The organism is Bradyrhizobium sp. 613_E4_N2_2 (assembly GCF_052075995.1).
Taxonomy (GTDB): domain Bacteria; phylum Pseudomonadota; class Alphaproteobacteria; order Rhizobiales; family Xanthobacteraceae; genus Bradyrhizobium; species Bradyrhizobium barranii.
Genome location: NZ_CP197234.1, coordinates 5,668,192 through 5,687,477, shown reverse-complemented (window position 1 = coordinate 5,687,477; position 19,286 = coordinate 5,668,192). Strand labels below are relative to the sequence as shown.

The 19,286-nt window shown below is 58.2% G+C and carries 16 protein-coding genes; 3 read left to right on the top strand and 13 right to left on the bottom strand.

The features are described from left to right. Positions 1-152 precede the first annotated feature (152 nt). Together AB7290_RS27520 and AB7290_RS27515 are read left to right on the top strand one after the other, a co-directional pair. Positions 153-1,154, top strand: a complete 1,002-nt coding sequence (locus AB7290_RS27520; RefSeq protein ID WP_161495914.1) for a glycosyltransferase family 2 protein — start codon at positions 153-155, stop codon at positions 1,152-1,154. A 523-nt stretch (positions 1,155-1,677) separates the two neighbouring features. After that, a complete protein-coding gene (locus tag AB7290_RS27515; RefSeq protein WP_085404103.1) occupies positions 1,678-3,231 on the top strand; it encodes a hypothetical protein in 1,554 nt (517 codons plus the stop codon). An 80-nt stretch (positions 3,232-3,311) separates the two neighbouring features. Here the strand turns inward: AB7290_RS27515 and AB7290_RS27510 are convergent, their stop codons facing one another. From AB7290_RS27510 to AB7290_RS27475, 8 genes are all read right to left on the bottom strand, one after another. Then, a complete protein-coding gene (locus AB7290_RS27510; protein ID WP_161495912.1) occupies positions 3,312-4,646 on the bottom strand; it encodes a cellulase family glycosylhydrolase in 1,335 nt (444 codons plus the stop codon). 213 nt (positions 4,647-4,859) lie between these two features. Beyond that, positions 4,860-6,296: an O-antigen ligase family protein gene (locus AB7290_RS27505; protein ID WP_144030833.1), complete on the bottom strand. Its 1,437-nt coding sequence runs from the start codon at positions 6,294-6,296 to the stop codon at positions 4,860-4,862. 779 nt (positions 6,297-7,075) lie between these two features. Continuing rightward, positions 7,076-7,372 (bottom strand): hypothetical protein, encoded by a 297-nt coding sequence (locus AB7290_RS27500; RefSeq protein ID WP_063984077.1) that lies wholly within the window; start codon positions 7,370-7,372, stop codon positions 7,076-7,078. Continuing rightward, positions 7,369-7,560 carry a hypothetical protein gene (locus tag AB7290_RS27495; protein WP_063984076.1) on the bottom strand — a complete coding sequence of 64 codons (192 nt, stop codon included), beginning with the start codon at positions 7,558-7,560 and terminating at the stop codon, positions 7,369-7,371. Before AB7290_RS27495 ends, AB7290_RS27500 begins: the two co-directional genes overlap by 4 nt. Positions 7,561-7,698: 138 nt before the next feature. Then, entirely contained in the window at positions 7,699-7,971 is a 273-nt protein-coding gene (locus tag AB7290_RS27490; protein ID WP_085404100.1) for a hypothetical protein, read from the bottom strand. Between the two features lie 274 nt (positions 7,972-8,245). Beyond that, positions 8,246-9,550 (bottom strand): ABC transporter ATP-binding protein, encoded by a 1,305-nt coding sequence (locus AB7290_RS27485; protein WP_085404206.1) that lies wholly within the window; start codon positions 9,548-9,550, stop codon positions 8,246-8,248. Positions 9,551-9,577: 27 nt separating this feature from the next. Beyond that, positions 9,578-11,311: an ABC transporter permease gene (locus AB7290_RS27480; protein WP_441254213.1), complete on the bottom strand. Its 1,734-nt coding sequence runs from the start codon at positions 11,309-11,311 to the stop codon at positions 9,578-9,580. Positions 11,312-11,327: 16 nt separating this feature from the next. Next, positions 11,328-13,307: a carbohydrate porin gene (locus AB7290_RS27475; RefSeq protein WP_085404929.1), complete on the bottom strand. Its 1,980-nt coding sequence runs from the start codon at positions 13,305-13,307 to the stop codon at positions 11,328-11,330. Positions 13,308-14,136: 829 nt separating this feature from the next. On the opposite strand from AB7290_RS27475, the gene AB7290_RS27470 reads away from it, so the two are divergent. Continuing rightward, entirely contained in the window at positions 14,137-14,403 is a 267-nt protein-coding gene (locus AB7290_RS27470) for a metal-sensing transcriptional repressor (RefSeq protein ID WP_085404950.1), read from the top strand. A gap of 499 nt (positions 14,404-14,902) precedes the next feature. Here the strand turns inward: AB7290_RS27470 and AB7290_RS27465 are convergent, their stop codons facing one another. The 5 genes from AB7290_RS27465 to AB7290_RS27445 form a co-directional block, all read right to left on the bottom strand. Next, positions 14,903-15,400 carry a flavin reductase family protein gene (locus tag AB7290_RS27465; protein WP_354249000.1) on the bottom strand — a complete coding sequence of 166 codons (498 nt, stop codon included), beginning with the start codon at positions 15,398-15,400 and terminating at the stop codon, positions 14,903-14,905. Between the two features lie 100 nt (positions 15,401-15,500). After that, positions 15,501-17,012, bottom strand: coding sequence for a 4-hydroxyphenylacetate 3-hydroxylase family protein (locus tag AB7290_RS27460; RefSeq protein ID WP_161495932.1), 1,512 nt, complete (start codon positions 17,010-17,012; stop codon positions 15,501-15,503). A 75-nt stretch (positions 17,013-17,087) separates the two neighbouring features. Continuing rightward, complete coding sequence (locus tag AB7290_RS27455; RefSeq protein WP_135216851.1) at positions 17,088-17,726, bottom strand: MarR family winged helix-turn-helix transcriptional regulator; 639 nt, start codon at positions 17,724-17,726, stop codon at positions 17,088-17,090. A gap of 37 nt (positions 17,727-17,763) precedes the next feature. Beyond that, entirely contained in the window at positions 17,764-18,528 is a 765-nt protein-coding gene (locus AB7290_RS27450; protein WP_085404926.1) for a maleate cis-trans isomerase family protein, read from the bottom strand. Continuing rightward, on the bottom strand, positions 18,518-19,213 hold the full coding sequence (locus tag AB7290_RS27445) for an isochorismatase family protein (protein ID WP_245344262.1): 696 nt from the start codon (positions 19,211-19,213) through the stop codon (positions 18,518-18,520). The genes AB7290_RS27450 and AB7290_RS27445 overlap by 11 nt, the downstream gene beginning before the upstream one ends. Positions 19,214-19,286: the final 73 nt, after the last annotated feature.

Here is a 19,286-nt window from a genome sequence, read left to right as displayed (position 1 = left end):
GCATCCCGACGCTCCAGGACTCGCCATTTCGTAATCAAACGTTAAATTGGCGGCACACCGCAACCGCGTTCGACGCAGTCTGTGGCTTATTGCATTTTGAAAGCCGCGAACGCTTCGTAGTTCTCCGATACGCTGAATCAGGTGAGTTTCTCGTGACCCGCGTCAGTATTATTATTAAAGCCTACAATGAGGAAGTGCATATCGCTTCGGCAATCGAGAGCGCCTTGGCGGCGCTTCCGAGCCCGGAAGGCGAGGTGGTGCTCGTAGATAGCGCTTCTGTAGACAAGACGCTTGAGTGCGCCCTCCCTTATCCAATCTCGATTTTCAGGATCGCGAACGCCAGTGAGCGATGTTGTGGAGCAGGTCCGCAGATCGGTTATGCACACGCCAAAGGCGACTTTCTCTGTCTCATGGATGGAGATATGGTTCTGGACAAGGAGTTTATAAAGACTGCTCTAGCCTTCCTCAACGACCATCCCGACGTGGCTGGGGTAGGGGGCAGGATCGACGAAATGTCGACGGAGAATATCGAATTCAAGAACCGCGCACGGAATCTTTCTCACTTGAATCCATTAGGTGAGGTTGATCGCCTTGCAGGCGGGGGGCTCTATCGACGGAGCGCGATCGATGAACTCGGCTACTTAACGGATCGAAATCTACACGGGTACGAGGAGTTCGACCTTGGAGCGCGACTTCGGTCTAGCGGTTGGAAACTTGTGCGGTTGAATGTCCCGGCCGCCAAGCACTTTGGTCATACTAGTAGCACATATCGCTTGCTCTTTCACCGTGTGAAGATGGGATACATTTTCGCACCAGGCGAAATGCTGCGTGCATCGATCAACGCTCGCTACTTCGCGCGTGTGATACGATCGCTTCGCGAATTTAAGCTCTGGGTCGCTGTGCTTGGATACTGGTCTGCCTTCGCGTTGCTTACTTTGTTCACGTCCTACGGAGCAGCGTTTGCCGCCTTGGCTCTTCTTGGAGTTGCCGCCATCATCGTGGCCCTAACAGTTTGGAAAAAATCCTTTTCGAATGGAACCTATATGGTTATTGGCTGGCATGTTTTCACGATAGGCATGCTCTTCGGGCTCTTCAGGCCTAGAATCTCTCCCCTCAAGCCGCTCACGGTCGAAACGCTACGGTTGTCGCGATAATGAGGGAAAAAATGTTCCTTGTTAATTTGCGAAGGGAGCTGCGGAGAAATAGATCGATCCGAGTAAAGGTGTTTATTGCCGGCTTTCGTCTGACTAATTTTTTCTTTGAGTTTGACAAGACGCGTGTCCTCTACGCTCTGTCCAACTGTATTTACAAAACGGTTTGCTTCTTCTTCAAGATCGATATCTTGGCGCGAACACGGATTGGTTGGGGCTTGCGGATATTTCATCCCTTTTGCATATGCATTCACCCTGACGTTCGGATCGGCGACGATTGCATTTTGCGGCACGGAGTGACGTTGGGAAACAAGGGCGAGAGCTCAAGTGCGGTCCCTTCAGTGGGAAACGGCGTCGAGTTTGGTTGCTATGCAGTGGTTTTCGGCGGAGTAAGCATTCCAGATGGAGCCAGAGTGCGCGCTCTGTCGCTCACGACGGAGAGTGAAAGGTCGAAGGTGGCGATCGACGTGAACGTTCGCGATGCCTGTGACCTCGATCGGGAGTCTCTGTGCGGATTCGACAGGCCGTGAATACCGAAGGACCACATAAGCACATCAATATTCATCGCGCGTTCCAGATCCACTACGCGTTCAAGTTCATCAATCTGTTCCTGGGATTCTTCTTTCAGATCCTTGTGGTGAAAACGCTACCGCCGAGCGGCTACGCGACCTATGCGATCTTCCTTGCAATCCTTTTGACGATGGAGCGGCTACTTTCGTTCGGCATTGATCGTACGTTGCTGCGTTATGTTCCATCGCTTACAGCGGATGGTGACTATCAAGGCCTCGCGGCTCTGTTGAAGAGGGTGGCTCTCGTAAGGGGGGGATCTATCCTGGTGGCGCTGGGTGCAATTGGTCTGCTCGCGACGTTCGCGCGAGACACGTTGCTGATGGGCGAAGGGATGCTTACGATCTGCGCGTTCGCTGTTTGGTATGCGGGCTATGCGGTGACGACCGATTTGGAGATGTTGGCGCAAAGCTGGATTGTGCACGCGACGACCGCGATATCGGGAACGATCGATGTCCTTTTGCGAAGCGCGTGCGTACTCCTTCTTGCACTTTCCGGTCATGAAATCAGCGGCGCTGCAGTGATCGCAATATCGGCTGTGACGACGTTCGTTGCGGTGATCATCATACTCTTAAAATTGATCCGGCTCAGGCCGCATATCTCAAGTCTTCTGATCGCGACCAGCGAGCAGCGATTGCCCCGCCTGAGCGCGAAGGATGCTCCGCTTTTCGCCGCATCAATCTACGCGTCCAACATTGGTTGGTTGATTACCAGTCCCTCGGTTGTCAGGATATTTGCCAAAGGCGGGCTCGATATTGTTACGTTTTCCGCATTTTCGTTTGTGCAAGGGCTTTGCGTTTCGATTCAAAGAGCGTTTCCCGGTCTGATGATCCTCCCAAGTCTGGAGCCCTTGTTCGCCAGGTTCACGATGGCGCCTGCGCGAGTGTTTTCCTCGCTTTCGTTGGTGTTCAAGCTTGAGTTGGTCTGCTTTCTGGCTTTCTCAATTCTTACCGGCCTCGCGGGACGAGAGATCATCGCGCTTGTATCACGGCCGGAATATGCTCCGTACTACTACTTGCTCCCGTTGGTCATGTTGATCCTCTTGTTTCAGACGATTTACCGGATATGCGAGATTGTTACGAGCGTTCAGCTTAAGCACACCGTCTTCCTGGCGCTCTGGCCGGTATCGCTGCTGGGGGTCGCAGCTCTCTACCTGACTGCAGATCGTTGGGGCCTTCTCGCAGTCCTGTTCATTCCGCTCACTGAAAGTGCAATCCGTATCGGAATCATCATGCTTGCCCATCGACGCGTCGAGACATGGCGGGCAATAGACCCCGTTCGCTCGCTCCAGGTCGGAACAGCGGCAGGCGGCTCCGTTCTATTTGCTTTGCTTGCTCGCTACGCCCGACCAGACTTCGGAAACCTAACCTTGGCCGTGCTGGCTACAGGTCTCTTCTTCTTGACGGTGTTTGTTGTACGCCCACTGCGTAAGGATGAGGTCGCGAGTCTCAGTCTGACCATGCCGTCGTCCCTGCAGTCCCTGAGTCGCGCGATCACGCGTTGGGCCCGATAGGGATAGATGGGCTCGCCCTCAGGCGCCGTTTGATCGAGCCATGGCTTCGGTCGCTCAAAGTCAAAGTGCTCTTCGAGAACCTACCTTCCGGGCAGCCTCAGGGCCTCCAGCATATCCGCCTCAAATGCGAACGGGGGAGCTGCAGAAGAGATCGCAAAACAATCGCCTTGCATCTGATGGATAGTGATCAGTCCTATACCGCTTGCAAATGAGTTGTCCCGTATCGCCCGGACGAAATTGAAGGCGCTTTTCGAGGGAGCCTTTCCGACGCAACCAGCTTGGTCGCGATTTACGCCAAACTCCGTATTCATGATTTGCTTGCGTGACAAGTGATGAAGGTCGGCCCAGGTGTTTACGACATTCATTCGCTTCAGCAACAACTCCGCATTGCCAAAGGTTGTCCTGTACTTCTCGAAGCTGTAGCTGTGAACCGTTCGATACAGAAAGTCGTAGATTAGTTGCGATTTTGCCGAGTGGGTCAGATTTGGATCTGCCGCCACGTTTCTTCGAAAGATATTTTCTGCGGCGAGCTTACCATCTCTGTCCATTGCAGCAGGAAACTCAAGACCGCCGACATGAGAGAAGAATCCAGCATACCCTTGATGCGTGAAGGTGGCGGACTCGTAGGGGTGGATCGCATAGCCGGTATTCGCGTCAAAGCGGTCGGGCCTTAGATTGACAACACCCGCTGACGAGTCCCCGCTGACCGATCCGTCGAGCTCCGCGAAGCCGGTTCCGGCCACGATTAATGTGTGAGTTGGCAGGATCAGGCGGATCTGCTTCCAGTAGAATTCGATTTGCTCGTTCCAGGGGCGCTGATCGTTGAATGAAGTGGGTGACGGGGGTTCGTTGAAAAGCTCGATAGCAACCAGAGCTGGCGGAAAGCGCGCCCCGATGGAAATGGCAAGCTTGCTGACGACGTGGATCAAGCGCTGAAACTTCTCCCCGGTCTCGCCATCCAGCAAATCGACATCCGCGAAGCCGGAGACCGGGTGAGCTCCTCGAGGGAAGGGATGAATATCCACTAGGACCCTCAGTCCACTGTCTACTCTCCGGGAAATGCCGATCATTATCTGCGCAACTAATGCATCAAGTAAGGTTTCGGAGCGAGCCGACATCAACGCGCCAACGTCTATCACCATTCTGAGGCAGTCAAAGCCAGACGAGTTGATCAAAGCGAGCCGCGATTTTGGCATGACTGCTTGGTCGGAGCCGCCGTTTCGAAAGGGATCCTCGTCGTAAACAGCCGATCCTGGGGGGCCGATCGACAAGCCGTATCCGAACGGCTGAAATGTGTTTAAGCAGACCAGGGTCTTGTGATTATCGGAGAAGGCAGGGCCGTCGCTCAGCTGCGGTTTCTGCATTGACGCGTGAGAGGGAAGGCCCGAGCAGCAGATGGCAAGAGCTGTAGCCATCGCCATCGTCCGTAGTTCTCGAAAGTGACAAGCGTTCAATGGAATGCCCAATCTTAGGTTATCGACGACTCCGTGGATGTCCGACCTGCCTCCGCTTTGATATCTTGCGGCCAGCGGAGAACATTTCGGCGTAGACAAATTTGATTTCTAACGGCCGCTCGACAATCTCGGCGGACCTTCCGGCGTTAGGAGTTGATTGGAGCCGGCGGCCGGCTAGGCGGGGTTGGAGCCAACTCCCAATCGTCGTTTAGGCTCTCGCCTGTACTGGCGCTTGAGCAGTCCGGGGGGACTGTTGAGCGATCTAGAACGCGCGCCCAAGCGTCTCAATGCGGAAAGCTCGGAGCTCGCGGTCACCATCGTCATCGCCGGCAAGACCGCATACCAGCTATTTGGCGCTAGAAACGCCGACTCTACAACGTTGGCCCCAATCATATAAATGAAAATCGCCAACGGAAACGCGTTGATGTGCGACTTCTCTTCATCTCCAGATATCAGAAGTCGCGCCGCAATCCAAAATTGCCAGGCGAGCAGGGCCAAGCATAGTGCGAGACCAACATACCCGAACGAAATTAGTATCTCCATAAAGCCATTATGCGCGTTGAGGAACTGACCGTATCCTATACCTTCGATCTGAGGTGATACTATCTTGGTAAAACCTGCTGCGAGACCGTAGCCAAGGAGCGGGCGCTGGTCGGCTAGCCCAATCAGGTAGCCCCACAGCGGAACGCGGCCCGTCAAATCGGGCTCCTTTCCAAGAGCATTAAGTGTGAGCGTTGCAAGATCGCCGCCGAATAATGCGATCATCAGAAGCGCAAGCGTCAGGAACGGCAATGCGGCTATTCGTATTTGAAATGAGCATCGACCCACGAGCATCAGCGTGGCCAGCAGGACGGGCATGAAACCCGCTACGGCGTAGGCGGCACCGGAGTTGGCTCCGTACAGGCACACCAGACTGATAGTGATGATGGCAACGCGAACTGCATAACTTGTGAAGGCAACGCGGCCATAAAAGAGCACGAGTACGAACGACAGCGCGGCCAGCTGTCCCAAGGCGGTCCGATGGCCAATCACCCCGCGCCAGGAACCCGCGTGGACCGCCTCAAAAGGAAAAACATCTGTGGCCTGATGGACACCCTGATAAGGAAAAACAAAGACCCAGACAAAGCTTGCAACGATAATAGAGGACAGCGTCCAGAGGAATAAACGCAGCGAGCCTACCGTTCCAAACTTTGAGCAAATGGCAATTCCAAAAAGTACGGTCCCAGACAGGGCAACGCTCTTTCGCAGAGTCAACAGCGGGTCTGGCGACCACAACATTGATAGGAAGCCCAGCAGAGGAAGGATAAATACAGGCCAGCTATGACGAACGGTTGTCCAGAAATTGGACGAGATCAGGAGAAGAATCGCAACCAAATAGCACAAGCTCAGCACGATTTGGCTGCGAAGGGAGCCATCTGCACCGAGGTCCATCGGACGGCCAGTGTCGATGCCGGCAATCTGCAGCGCAAATCCGCCGATCATCGCGATCATGCAAATTCCGGAAATGATCGTGACCGGCAACGGAACCGAGGGCGGTCCCGAATTTTCTGTAGGTCGCTGAAGCTTGAGCCGATAGAAGTTATGTTTTTGAAAAACCGAATTTCGTTGCATGATCCAACTGGTCTTGCGCGACGAACGCTGAGAGGTCGTCAGGACGCGAATGTCTCAGTGGGCGACAAATCGTAAACGACGAGGATTCCCCGAATATTGCTACAGCACATTTTAAATACCAGGGAAATAAATAATTAAGTATTTGCGAAACAAGCTTAAAATGGCCGAGTTGCCGCGGTCGGTCTTTTGTCCCGCCGTCACCCTCGAACCGTTTTAGGCGGTCTACTCGTGGCAATCTCTGGGAGATGGTTGGCCACCGCAAGCGTGACGTAGGCAGCCCCAGCTGGCGGCCTCAGTTGAGTTTCCTGCGAAGCTTTCGAGCGCTGGCGGGCCTACCACTCCCTGCGCTCTAATCCGCAATTGGATCGGCAGCCGGGAGCATTGGGGCTGGAATTGCTATGGCGTGCCATGTTGGCCCTCCAAGTGACAATGCGTAGAAAACCGGAGTCCGGTAGTTGTCCGGACTCCATTTTCGGAACGGGGTGTTCTACTGAAGGAACACCGGCGCGATTTGAGCACCAAGTTTTTTCGTTATTCCGGGAATGCCGCAGTGGGGCTGGAACCACGCTGCGGCTTTTCCGATTTCGCGAGGGTTCGAGCTGCCACCTGGCGGCCGGTGGCACAGACTGCACATGCCAAGGAAGAAAGCCCCAGCTACGCTAAGGTGATGCGTGAGGAATGGGCGTTTCGGTTTTTCATTTGCTTGGTCGGGCTTTTCCCCGTCGTTCTAGTGGCAATCTTGTTGTTCAAGCTTTGAGGCCGCCAAATGAGACGGCCTCTTATTGATCCCTCTTCAGCTTTCGCCGGCCCCAATGAGGCTCTTTGCCCTTCGGGCTAAGCTCCGGGACATAGTGGCGGTTCAATGCCCGCATGACCCCGATGCGGGCAAACATCGTCGGGCCACCACCTTCCGCCACCACGATCAAGGCTTCCATCGCCGCTTGCCACTCCAGTACGGCGTGCTCTTTCTTCGGCAGCGTGGCGATGTACTCGCCGGCGTCGAGCAGCGTCACCAGTACGTGATTGTCGATCGTGACCGGATCCTTGAAACGCCGACCCCAGCCTCGTTCGGTCATTCCTTCCGCTTCAGATCATGTCCCGCGGCACCAATGGCGCGTTCAACCTCATCGGCCAGGATTGTCAGATGCTCGGCCAGCTTGGTGAACAGTTCTCGCTTCCTGGGCTCAGTTGCCAGATCACGAATCAAGGCGCACTCGGCAGCATCCGTGCGCAGCTTTTCCAACTGAGCCTGCATGTCTTTCATGGTGATCGGTTCCGTTCCCGATCTGGAACTATAACGCTTTGTGCAAAAGCAGACAGATTTGATTGCCGTTTTTTCCTATGCTCATGGCCACCTGGCGACCCCATTACCGCCAAGGTACCTCCAAACGGCCCCGGCAATTTAGTCTTTTGCTGGGGCCGCTTTTGCGCTGGTGCCGATCAGCCGGACATAGGTCCCGCTCTCATGCAGCTCGAGCCAGCCGCATTCAACTGCATACTTGATGCCGGCCCCAAACTCCGAGCCACTGGCTTTTAGCGTGTAAAGGAAGGGCGCGTTTATCTTCTCAATGTGGATGCGGCCGTCCTCGACCGCTTCAATAGTCGTCGCGAGTTCTACCAGCTTGCGGGCCGCGACTTCTGGGTTGGCGAAGGATCGTTCGGTGGCGGGTTTCATCGGTACCCCATAGCTGGCACTGTCGGCGTATTCCAATCGAAGTCTGGTCGGACATCGGCGCCTCTTCTGCCGCAAGCCTGACAGACGAATTTCGACTCAATATCCGATAGCCGCACATCGTCAGACCATCGATCCGCGCTTGAGGCGCTCGAGACTCTCCGGATGCTGTTGCGCAGCCTGGCGGCAAGGCCCGCCTTTCCGTTGATCGAGATGCGCCCAGCGGCGCTTTGCTGGCTTCGACCACCCGCGCGCCGAGCTCGACCCCAGCAGCTTATTAGCCCGGATTTTCAAGGCTAAAAGTCTCCGACTGCTCGTCATATGCGAACAGCTCGGCATAACGGCCCCAGGACACGACGGTCCTGAGCGTCTCGTCCGCATAGTCCTCGGACATGTAGTCCTCGAGCTCATTGCGGAACCGTGCCGCGGGGGCGGTATGGGAGGGACGTTCGTCGAGCACGCGGCGAATCAATCCCATCACCGGCACGTATGTGACGAGATGTTCGGCGAACAGCTTCTTGCGCGCGTCGGTTTCGAGATGGGCAAAACGCTTGCCCGTGTCGGTGAGCATCAGGTCGCCTTCGCTCAGCTGGGCGAAGCGCAGCAGTTGCAGGGACTCGCCGAGGTGGAGGATTTCGTCTGCTTCGAGCTGGAGCTGGCTTGCGAGCACGGGCAGGTCGGCGTGTCCGTGATAGGGCGGTTCCGCCAGCGTCTCGATCAGGCCGGACAGCACGTTGGATGAGACGTGATGCAGAGTCATGCCGATACCGGTCCCGGAAATGCCTTCGATCGAAGATGCCTTCGGCTCGGCGCGCTGGGTCATGCGGGCATAGATGCTGTCGACAAGCTGGCGGAAATGCGGATCAAGCCGGTTGCGTGGATGAGGCAGGTCGACTTTGATCTCGGCGGCGACACGCCCTGGATTGGATGAAAATATCAGGATGCGATCGCACATCAGGACTGCCTCCTCGATATTGTGCGTCACCATCAGGATCGACTTGATGGGTAGTCGACCCTCGATCCAGAGATCGATCAGATCGGTCCGCAGCGTCTCGGCGGTGAGGACGTCGAGTGCCGAAAAGGGTTCGTCCATCAACAACAAGTCGGGGTGCACAACAAGAGCGCGAGCAAAGCCCACGCGTTGGCGCATGCCTCCCGACAGTTCTTTCGGGAAGGCCGACTCGAAGCCGTCGAGGCCGATCAGGTCGATCGCCGCCAGAGCACGCTTGCGGCGTTCGGCGGCATCGGCGCCTAGCGCTTCCAGTCCAAGCTCGACATTTTGCAGAACCGTCAGCCAGGGAAACAGTGCGAATGATTGAAACACCATGGCAACGCCGTTCGGTGGACCAATGATGGTTTGGTCGCGGCACGTTGCCGCGCCTGACGAAGGGCTGACCAGTCCGGCGATGATCCGTAGAAGTGTCGATTTGCCGGACCCGGAGCGGCCGAGCAGTCCAACAATCTGTCCTGGCCGGATCGTTAGGTCGACGTTCTCAAGCACCAGCAATTCATCGCCGCTACCCTTTGGAAAGGAGCGGCAGACGCAGCGGATATCGATCAATGTGGCAGTTTGGTCGAGCATCATAGGCTCTCCTCTACTCAAGTCTCGTTAGCCAAGGCGCAGGCGCCGCTCGCCGAACGCGTAGAGCGGCCGCCAGACCAGACGATTGAACAACGTCACCAGAATGCACATCGTGGCAATTCCGAGCACGACGCGCGGGAAGTCACCGGCTTCCGTGGCGGAAGCAATATAGGCGCCGAGCCCGGTGGCCTTCAGATGCGTGTCGCCCCAGCTTGCGACCTCCGCGACGATCGACGCATTCCAGGAGCCGCCGGACGCCGTGATCGCGCCGGTGATGTAATAAGGAAAGACGCCGGGCAGTATCACCTTGAACCACCATCGCCATCCGCGGAGATGGAAGCTGCCGGCGGCTTCGCGCAGATCGGTCGGAAAGGCGCTCGCGCCCGCGATCACGTTGAACAGGATGTACCACTGCGTGCCCAGGATCATCAGCGGGCTCAGCCAGATGTCTGGATTGAGCTTGAAGCTGACAATGGCGACGACAAAGACGGGGAAGGCGAGATTGGCCGGGAAGGCCGCGAGAAACTGGGCCAGCGGCTGGATTCGTTCGGCGAGCTTCGGGCGAAGCCCGATCCACACGCCAACCGGCACCCAGATCAGCGTGGCGAGGCTGATCAAGATGGCGACGCGCAACAACGTGATGAGCCCGTCCCTGATGACGACGAGAACGTCGGACATTCCGAGACTGGCCGAGAGATAGCGATAGGTCAGCCAGGCGGCATAGGCCGTGCCGGCGAGGATCAATGCGATCCAGACCGTATCGACGAGGCGTGACGTCTGGTCTTTACCTGGTGCCGCGGGCGGCAGCTTCGGCAGCGGAATGCGCAAGTTCGAGATCGCGCGGTTCAGCGCCGCGAAAGGAAGGGTCAGCGCACGCAGCGCCCGAGTCCGGCGGAACAGGTCGAGCATCCAGGAGGCCGGCGCCTCGCCTGAGGCGGTCTGCTCGAAGCGGAATTTGTCGGCCCAGGCGACGATGGGGCGGAACAGCAGCTGATCATAGGCGATGATCACGAGCAGCATCGCCAGCATGGCGTAGAGGATCGCCGGCAAATCCTGCTGCTGAATTGCCATCGCGACATAGGAGCCGATGCCCGGCAGCGTCACCGTGGTGTTGCCGACCGTGATCGCCTCCGAGGCCACCACGAAGAACCAGCCGCCCGACATCGACATCATCGCGTTCCAGATCAGGCCGGGCATCGCGAAGGGGACGTCGAGGCGCCAGAAGCGCTGCCAGCCGGACAAATGGAAGCTTTGCGTGGCCTCTTCCAGATCCTTCGGAACGTTGCGGATCGACTGGTACAGGCTGAACGTCATGTTCCAGGCCTGGCTGGTGAAGATCGCGAACACCGAGGCGAGCTCGGCGCCGAGCACCTGCCCCGGAAACAAATTCATGAAGAACACGACGGTGAAGGTGAGGAAGCCCAGGATCGGGACGGATTGCAAAATATCCAGCAGCGGGATCATCACCAATTCGGCTCGCCGGCTCTTGGCTGCGATCGCCGCGTAGATGAAGGTGAAGACCGTCGAACAGACGATGGCTAGAAGCATCCGTAAGACGGTACGCAAGGCGTAAAGCGGAAGGTTTGCCGGATCGAGCGTGACCGGTGCGCGCTCGAGCTCGGACAGCGGCACCGTGGTCTGCTCGCCGCCATAGACGATCAGCACCATGGCGCCGATGACGAGGATCAGCGCCGCGACGTCCCAGACATTGGGACGTGCTGCCAACCCGATTGTGGTTCTGCGAATATCCTGTAGCCTCACGATGCGGTCCTCTCAGTTAGAATTCCGCGTGCAAGCGGCCCGAGAAGATCGAGACCGGCCCGCGATCGGCGTTGTAGGCGGGATTGACGACGAGCTGATAGTCGGCGGTCATCGTCACGCCCTTGATCACCGAATAGGCATAGTAGGCCTCGAGAATCCGCTCGTTGTTGTAGTTGAGACGGCCGTCGCCGATCAGGAGGCCGATGCCGCCGGCGGCGAGGAAATCGCGATGCCCGGCCGACAAGCCGTTGATGGCGCCGCCGATGCCGACCGTGTCGTCCGGCCGTCCCCAGCGGCTGCCCTTGATCGACAGGCCGGCGGAGATGCTGCGGTCAATGTCGGTGAATGACAGAAGCTGGTTCTGGCCGTCGTTCCAGCTCGCGCGGGCGAATAGCCCGACGTCGTTGACGATCTGTTGCTCGAGATTGACGTAGAAGCCGTATTTGGGGCGGATGCGCTGGGTTGCGGTGGCGATGTCGTTGATGTCGAGCGCAGGGTTGGCGGCCGCCAGTGTCAGGACTTCGCGATAGTTCGCGGTGTTGCCGCCATTGGCAAAGACGCCGACACGCAATTTGCCCGGCTGCTCGAAGATCGAATGGCGCTCTTCGAATTCGACGACCGCGCCGCCCATCTTGTAGACCAGTGTATCGCTGTTGGGCGCATCGGGGACCTGGAACAGTCCGGCGCGCACGGCCCAATCCTTGCGGTTGAGCTCGACCACGGCGCCACGCGTGTAGCCGGGCAGGTCGGCGGGGAAATCGTACGCCCCTGACGACCACATCGCCCAGTTCATGAAGTCGGCGCGCGGGTCCTTTGCGTATGAGTTGCCGTCGAAGAAATCACCGACGGCAAAGCGACCGACGATCAGCGTGATGCGGTCGATGTCGCGCTTGCCGGCGAGCTGGTTCGGCGCGTCCGCCACCGCTTCCTGCTCGCCGCCGAGGCCGAAGGTCTGCTTGAAGTAGTGGCGCTGCGGACGAATTTTCGGGAACGGCGCGCCGGCCTTCTGGGCTTCGCCGTTGGAGAAGCCGGCAAGTCCGAGCGTGCCGTTGAGACCAAAGCCCTGCGCCAGCTCGGGATTGAAGTAGAACTCGCCGCCGTCCCACAGCCGCGCGCCGAGGAACGCGGTCGTCGTCCATGTCGCCTGAAACTGGCCGCTGCCGGGAAGGCTCTGCGGGCTCGCATAGGGCGAGTGGATCGGCCCGTAGCCCTGCGGCAGCACGGTCGTCTGCGCGTGGACATTCCAGTCGCTGGACTCGGGAAGTTTGGTCTTGCCGTTGATGGGCGCCATCCACGGCGTATCGCCGAAATGATAGTTCAGGCCGAGCTTGAACAGGTGAACGCGCGGCTCGACGTTGACGTCAGGCAAGCCGAAGCCGCTGAGATCGTAGGTGCGCCGCGACAGCGCGACATAGTCGTATTCGGCCTTTGCCGTCCAATTGCCGCTGACGGCGAATTCAAGGCCGAGGCCCGCCGTCCACCCGGTTTGATACTTTCCGACCGGAAACAGCTCCGAGACACCGTCGGCATCGTTGACGTTGATATGCGTATGGCCCCAGGCGAAGCCGCCGGTGACGAAAGGCATGAAGCGATCGAAGGCATAACCGATGCGGCCGCGCACCGTGCCGACATAGTCGCTCGTGGTGTTGAAGGGGGTCGGTGACCGTTCATGCGCGACGACGTCGCGCGGACCGGTGAAGGTGGAGTCCGCCTCGATGCCCACCGCGACACGGTTTGCGAGCTGGCGATTGTAGCCAAGCTGGTAGCCGCCGGAGAGGCCGGTCGCGCTGGGTGGCAGGATCATTCCCTGCTCGGGCAGCGGGTTGGTGCCGGGTCCAAAGCTCGCATCGCCGTAGCCGAAATGGCCGCCGACATAGAAGCCGGTCCAGTCGTAGAGGGTCTTCGTCGTTCGTGCCTTCAGCGGCAGATCGGCGGCATGCGGCTGGGGGCATCCCAAGCCCGTGAGTACGCTTCCAATGGCAACAAATCGCTTCATTCAAAACCTCCGTAGATAGCCGCCGAGCCGATCAGTGTTTTCTCTGCTGTCCGAGAGCGAGCCAGGCGCCTAGTCGTCCCAGCCAGCGTGTTCCGGACAGGACCGCTCGAAGACCTTGATGGGAAATCCGTCGCTGACCGTGGAGGATCATGGCGCAATGCAGAGTTCGGCAGGCCATCCGAAGGATGGCCGCCGCCGCTAGGCGGCGCAGTCGTGCGAAAAGTGCCTTAATCATCGGGCTCACCATCCGCGACGGCTTACGCGCCAGATCCAATCCAGGATGTCTGAAGTGGCTCAGACGCCGACCATTGGCGTGGCAATCCTGGCGCCACGGTCATCTCCTCGGACCAATGGCAGACCAGTCCATCGTCGTCCGTCGACCAGCGGCAGAAAAGCCGCGGGCGGATCGATCGGCCAACGTTGTGGACGCGTAGATTGTCGTTGGCGGGAAAGGGACCGCTTGCTCTGCGCGCAAAGCGGCAAAGTCCGCGCAACTGAATTCGTGCGATTACCTTCAACATCGCTCACCTCCACCTCCGCATGACGCGGCAGGTCAGTGAGCGGAACGAGACCGCCTATTTGCGGTCGTAATTCCTGTCGCTGCCGCCGCTTTCGCGGACGATTATGTTCTGCGGCTGCGTTGCTCCTTTGGGGAGCGCGGCGCCATAGGTGGTACTGCCCATAGCTCTTCGTCTGGTTGTGATCCGTCGGGAACGGAATGTTCCAGACGGTGACTGGCCCAATATGCCTGCGATCGCGCGGAGTCAAGCACATCGTTCTATCCTCCAGGGAGGATATGACGTATCCTCCCCGGAGGATAGGAGATGCCATGAAAGATCATCCTCACAGCTCGATTGCCCGCCGCCTGAAACGCGCACATGGCCATCTCGAAACGATTATAGAGATGATCGAACAGGATCGGCCTTGCGCCCAGATCGCCCAACAATTGCAGGCGGTGGAAGGAGCGATCGAGAACGCCAAAAAGATGCTGGTCCACGATCATCTCAGTCATAGTCTTGAACGATCCTTCCCCGCCGCGGGGGCGAAGGGCAGGGCGACGCTCAAAGAGTTCAAGCTGCTGGCGAAATACCTCTAAGGCCGTTGACGGATCCTTCGCAACGTCAGCACGCCCCTGCGGGCCTCACCGGCCATTTGAGCGCGACGACGCTGAGAGCACTCGCTATTTCGCTGCCGGCCTTCCCAAGGTGGGGACCGGCGAAGTTTGGATCCCAAGCATGGATGACCAGCAACAGGGCGCACGCGAACGCTACGTTTGAGAACGGCCCCGCGATTAGAATGGCTGCACGCCGTGGAATCGAGAAGGCGACCGATTGAGGGGCGAGTGTTCGGCTTTGTTCGCTTGAGAGACTCGGGTCCGTCAAAGAAGCCGCACGTTGACCGAACAGGCAGAACCAAGGCCCGAATCGTGCCTGATCCATCGGAAAGTCGATCGATCGTTGGACCCAGTCCAATGGTCACGACCACTGCATGATGCCGAAGGCGCGGGCAGCAAGCAGATGGCCAAGCTCATGGACGACCAGGGCGCAGTATCCGCCAATAGCGAGCAAGGGGATCTGCCACATGCCAATCGCCTTCTACGCGCATTGGTCTTTTTGAAGTGACCAATAACGGCCTCTCTGAAAGACCAGGGGGTGTCGGGACGTTCTCGGGCTTTCGTGAATGGCGAGCACCCGAGAGATGAAGAGTTCGTGGTCCCCGCCGTCGTGTCGGGCATATTGTTCGCACTCCAGCGCGACCAGCACGTCGGGAAGGAGTGGGGTACCAAACTGTCCATCGATCGCGGATATGTCGTCCCATTTGCCGGATTTTGCGCGCGCAAAGCGATCGGACAGATGGCCCTGCTCTTCGCCGAGTACGTTTATGGCGTACCGACGGCATAACCGCCATTTGACCAGGCTCGCAGCTTCGAGGTGAATGCTGAAGGCTACGAGAGGAGGAGTTAGCGATACCGAGTTAAACGAACTCATGGTCATGCCCAGTCGCTCGCCCTCGTCGGTCGTTGCGGTTACAACGATGACTCCGGTCGGGAAGTGGCCAAGCGCATCACGGAACTGTCGATTGTTGAAAGTCATGGCTATACTCTCTCAGGTCGGCTGCAGGTGTCTGCGCTTGGCAAGCGTGGTTCGTATCTTGCTTCGAATCGCCTTGAGGACTTGGCAGATCAGGCTCCTGCTATTCAGCAGGGATCGCGGCCTCGATTTGCTGGGTATGGTGAAATGACGCGCTGTTCGCGGGCAGGTCGTAGCTAGCCATCAGCTTGTCGACGGTCTGATCAAGCGATGCCCAGGGTGCGAGCCTCATGCTATGGGCCCGAACGAGGAATGGCGGCCCCGCATAGAAGTTCTCATATTGAACGTGTCGGGCCCCGAACTCCGAGGCCAATAGATCCCAGGCCAGCTTGTAGAGCTTCATCCGATCCAGCGCGCTCTCATGCTCAGTCGACCAATAAGTCTCAAAAAGAGCGTTCATTTGATCGTTTCCAACGATTGAGATGTCGGCTGGCATCTGGAAGATGGCGCCGCCCATCAACTCTCTTACGGTCGCGCAGATCAGCCCATAATTGTCCTGGCACCAGCTGAGAGCGGCGTACATGTAACGCTGATTGACCACGACATACCCGTCGCCAACGGGCTGATGATCGGCGACCTGGCCAGCGATCAAGCCGGCGATCGTCGCCTCCATGGCCGCAAGTTTTCCGAGTGTCTCCTGAACGGCGGGAATTCCGCGGACGCCGGCAGATTTTGCAATCTTGTTCGCAAGCCCGACGATCAATTGAAGTTTTGCCCAGAAGCGTACGTTCGATTGATGGTTTCCGAAGTAGTGCCCACCCGTTTCCATGTAGATCGCGCGACTGAGGTCGACGTTTCCGATCGTGAAGACGCGTGACCATGGGACTTTCACGTTGTCGCAGACGAGCATGCAATCGCTCTCGTCAAAGCGAGAGGAGAGGGGGTAGTCGAATGTGTTCGGTGCGGCCTGCTCCATCGATCGTCGTGACCAGAGCGATAGTCCCGGCGCATTGGCCGGTACCGCACAGGTCACGGCTTCCTTGATCCGGTCAGGGGCTAGTGGCGTCAGGTTACCGATCCAGATCTCGTCGCAAAACGCGCCCCCGGTCGCGAGTGTCTTCATGCCGTGGAGAGTGATCCCCTCGTCGTCCGTGGCCGAAACATGAAGTGCCGGCGACTTGAAGAACGACGAGCCGGCGTCAGATGAGTAGTTGCGCGCGCCCTGAGGAGGGTGGGTCGCATAGCTGACATAGAGATCGTTGTCGCGGATGTAGGTGTAATAGTCGAGGAGGTATTGTTTGAAGCCATGGTTCGGAACGTCGAACACTTCGGGCCGACAGGTCATCCCGGTAATGAAAGATCCAACGTGATCTGGGGATCGACCGAACAGTCCGTAGCTGGCATCGGCCCACGCTTTGTGCCCGGCCGTGCGGAATTCGAGGTCTTGGCGGCTACGCGGCTGCTTAAAATAGAAACTGTGACGCTGACCGTCTTCCGAGAAGGAAAGTCGATCGAAATGATCCGGATTGCATTTCAGATCGAACAGGCGCGCGAAGCTTTGAGCCGAATTGCGGAAGGCAGGATGGGTGGTCACGTCATCAACGAGGTGGCCACCGAGGTAGATCTTGCGGCCGTCTCTCAGCGATCGAAGATAATTGGCGCCGGTCCGAAGCATTTTCATCTCTCCAAAGTTAGTTAGGTAAACTAAATAAAGAGATGGGGCCTTGGAGTCAAGCAGGCTTCCTTGGGGTTATCGCGCTGCTGTCCGTCGCCGACGCTTGGTCGGCTGGCGCAGCGCAGCCTCACGTTGGTCTGCGGCGACATCGTTCAGGACCGAAATCGCGCTCTCGGCACGAGAGATCAAGACGCTTAGCTCGTTGGAATAGGTGAGGGCGCTATTGCTATCGAGGTGCCCGTAGAGCGCGTCATTGACCATTTGCTGTATGGGCGCAATCGCCGAAAGCGAGGACACGCCCTTATCGGTAAGTTCGAGAAAGCTGACCCGCCTATCCTCTGGATTGACGACCTTGGCCAGATAACCCTGCTCGACGAGGTCGGCGATCTCAACGCTTGCATAGGCGTCCGTCACATGCATCTCGCGCGCTGTCGATCTGACGGTCCATTGCTGCTTATCAGTCAGACGTCCCACGGCCTGCATGAGCACATACTGAAAAGTGGAAAGGCCGACCAGAGAGGCAAATCCGCTACGAACGGTCTCAAGCAGGCTGGAAAGCACGAAATGCTGATGGGTGATCCTCCGCACCAGCATGTCAGTCCCATCGACCATGAGCGTGGCGCGGGAAATCGTCGGCGGTAGTTTGGGGGCGCGAGGCCGGGTGACTGCCGCACCTGGCTTGGCCTTCGATACGCGCTCCCTCGACTTTGTCATCTCAACTGTTCCTCAGAAGGCCGTAGCGTACGAATCGCTATCGTGCCGCCCGCGCGGGCCAATCGTCGATTAGCATGCTTTGGCCCATGCCAACAGGGAGCGCGGCCTTGTGGCCAATCGCCTTGAGGACCGCCCAGCCGAGGCAAAGATTGGAGGAAAGCACCGGCTTGCCTGTGGCGCGGACGATGTCTGGTATGGCCCGCAAGGTCGGGGCGCCAGTGCCGGTCAGGACAATCGCGTCGGCCGAGTGCCAGTCGAGGCGCAGGACCGCTTCGACAACCTTGGAGGCGCGTAGCTTATATATGTTAAGCGTGTCACTGGAGCCGAGGTCAATTCCCCCTTTCGCCGTCAGATCAAAGCCGGCCTGTGACCAGAACGAGAATGATGCCTCCTGCAGCCAGCCCGGGTAGGGTCCAAAGAGGGCAATGCGCCGCGCCCCGAGCTCGGCGAGAGCAAGCTCAATGGCTTCGGCCGAAGAGAGAATAGGGTAGCCATATAGCCGGGAGAGCTGCTCGAACTTCCGGCGCACCTCGTCATGACCCAGCAGGTAGGTCGTTGCGGTGCAGGCGAAGCCAAAGGCTCCGAGCCTGATTGCGCCAAACCCCTCGAGGCTCTCCCCCAGATTGAACAAATAGTCTGAAAACCTCTTCCGGGCGTCGACGGGATCACCGCGGAGCCGTGTGGTGAGGCTCAGCACGTCCGGTGGCATAAGTGCGGCCATTTCAGGCTCTACGGTCGGATTGGACTGTGGCGGGGCGAAGCCAACAATGCCGCCGGATCCGTACTCAAAATCATTGGACATCGTCGCGCTCCGTCAGCTTCTCAAGGGATTTAAGCAGGTCGCTGGTTGGAAGTACGTCAGCGTATTTCTGGGCCATGTCGAACAGGTTCACACCATGAGCGATCGAGCTGCGGTCGTAGACACACTCCTGCGGCACGGCGACGTGAAAATTGTAGGAGAAGGCGTCGACCACGCTGGCGCGGACGCAGCCTGACGTCGTGCAACCCGTCATGATGAGGCTGTCGACCTTGAGGTCCACGAGATGGCTCACCAGAGTGGTGCCAAAGAAGGCGCTGGGGTGTTTCTTCGGTATCAGTATATCGCCGTCGATCGGCGCGACTTCCCGGACAAAGCGGTAGCCGACGGGCGGAATCGTCATGATCGAGGGGACTTTTGCCGCAAGCCGGCCGCCGTCCTGCAGGACCTTCGGCGCGACATGTGGAAAGAGGACGGGCCAACGTTTCCTTCTAAATAGTTCCAGCACTGTGCTGATGTGCTTAACGGCCTGCCATGCGACCTCGCCGCATGACGTCGGATATTCCTCGACCGCTTGCCAAAACGGCAACGGCAACGAGCCGGTCGTTCGATACTGCACGTCGATAATGAGAAGCGCAGGCCTGCGCCCCATGCCCGCCGAGCGGCCGAATCCGGCTGCATCGTAAGCTCGTCGATCTTCGTCAGTGATGATGCCGTCCCACGGTCGCACGTCAGATCTCCTCTATAAAATTAGTTTGCAAAATTAAATATCGTCGGATAGCGTGGCGGTCAATAGAGGAAGC

Coding starts and splice junctions, on each gene's coding strand:
- AB7290_RS27505 (WP_144030833.1), bottom strand. CDS start 6,296: ATGCAACGAAATTCGGTTTTTCAAAAACATAACTTCTATCGGCTCAAG.
- AB7290_RS27450 (WP_085404926.1), bottom strand. CDS start 18,528: ATGTCCAATGATTTTGAGTACGGATCCGGCGGCATTGTTGGCTTCGCC.
- AB7290_RS27510 (WP_161495912.1), bottom strand. CDS start 4,646: ATGGCTACAGCTCTTGCCATCTGCTGCTCGGGCCTTCCCTCTCACGCG.
- AB7290_RS27500 (WP_063984077.1), bottom strand. CDS start 7,372: ATGACCGAACGAGGCTGGGGTCGGCGTTTCAAGGATCCGGTCACGATC.
- AB7290_RS27475 (WP_085404929.1), bottom strand. CDS start 13,307: ATGAAGCGATTTGTTGCCATTGGAAGCGTACTCACGGGCTTGGGATGC.
- AB7290_RS27485 (WP_085404206.1), bottom strand. CDS start 9,550: ATGCTCGACCAAACTGCCACATTGATCGATATCCGCTGCGTCTGCCGC.
- AB7290_RS27490 (WP_085404100.1), bottom strand. CDS start 7,971: ATGAAACCCGCCACCGAACGATCCTTCGCCAACCCAGAAGTCGCGGCC.
- AB7290_RS27455 (WP_135216851.1), bottom strand. CDS start 17,726: ATGACAAAGTCGAGGGAGCGCGTATCGAAGGCCAAGCCAGGTGCGGCA.
- AB7290_RS27470 (WP_085404950.1), top strand. CDS start 14,137: ATGAAAGATCATCCTCACAGCTCGATTGCCCGCCGCCTGAAACGCGCA.
- AB7290_RS27495 (WP_063984076.1), bottom strand. CDS start 7,560: ATGAAAGACATGCAGGCTCAGTTGGAAAAGCTGCGCACGGATGCTGCC.
- AB7290_RS27460 (WP_161495932.1), bottom strand. CDS start 17,012: ATGCTTCGGACCGGCGCCAATTATCTTCGATCGCTGAGAGACGGCCGC.
- AB7290_RS27465 (WP_354249000.1), bottom strand. CDS start 15,400: ATGACTTTCAACAATCGACAGTTCCGTGATGCGCTTGGCCACTTCCCG.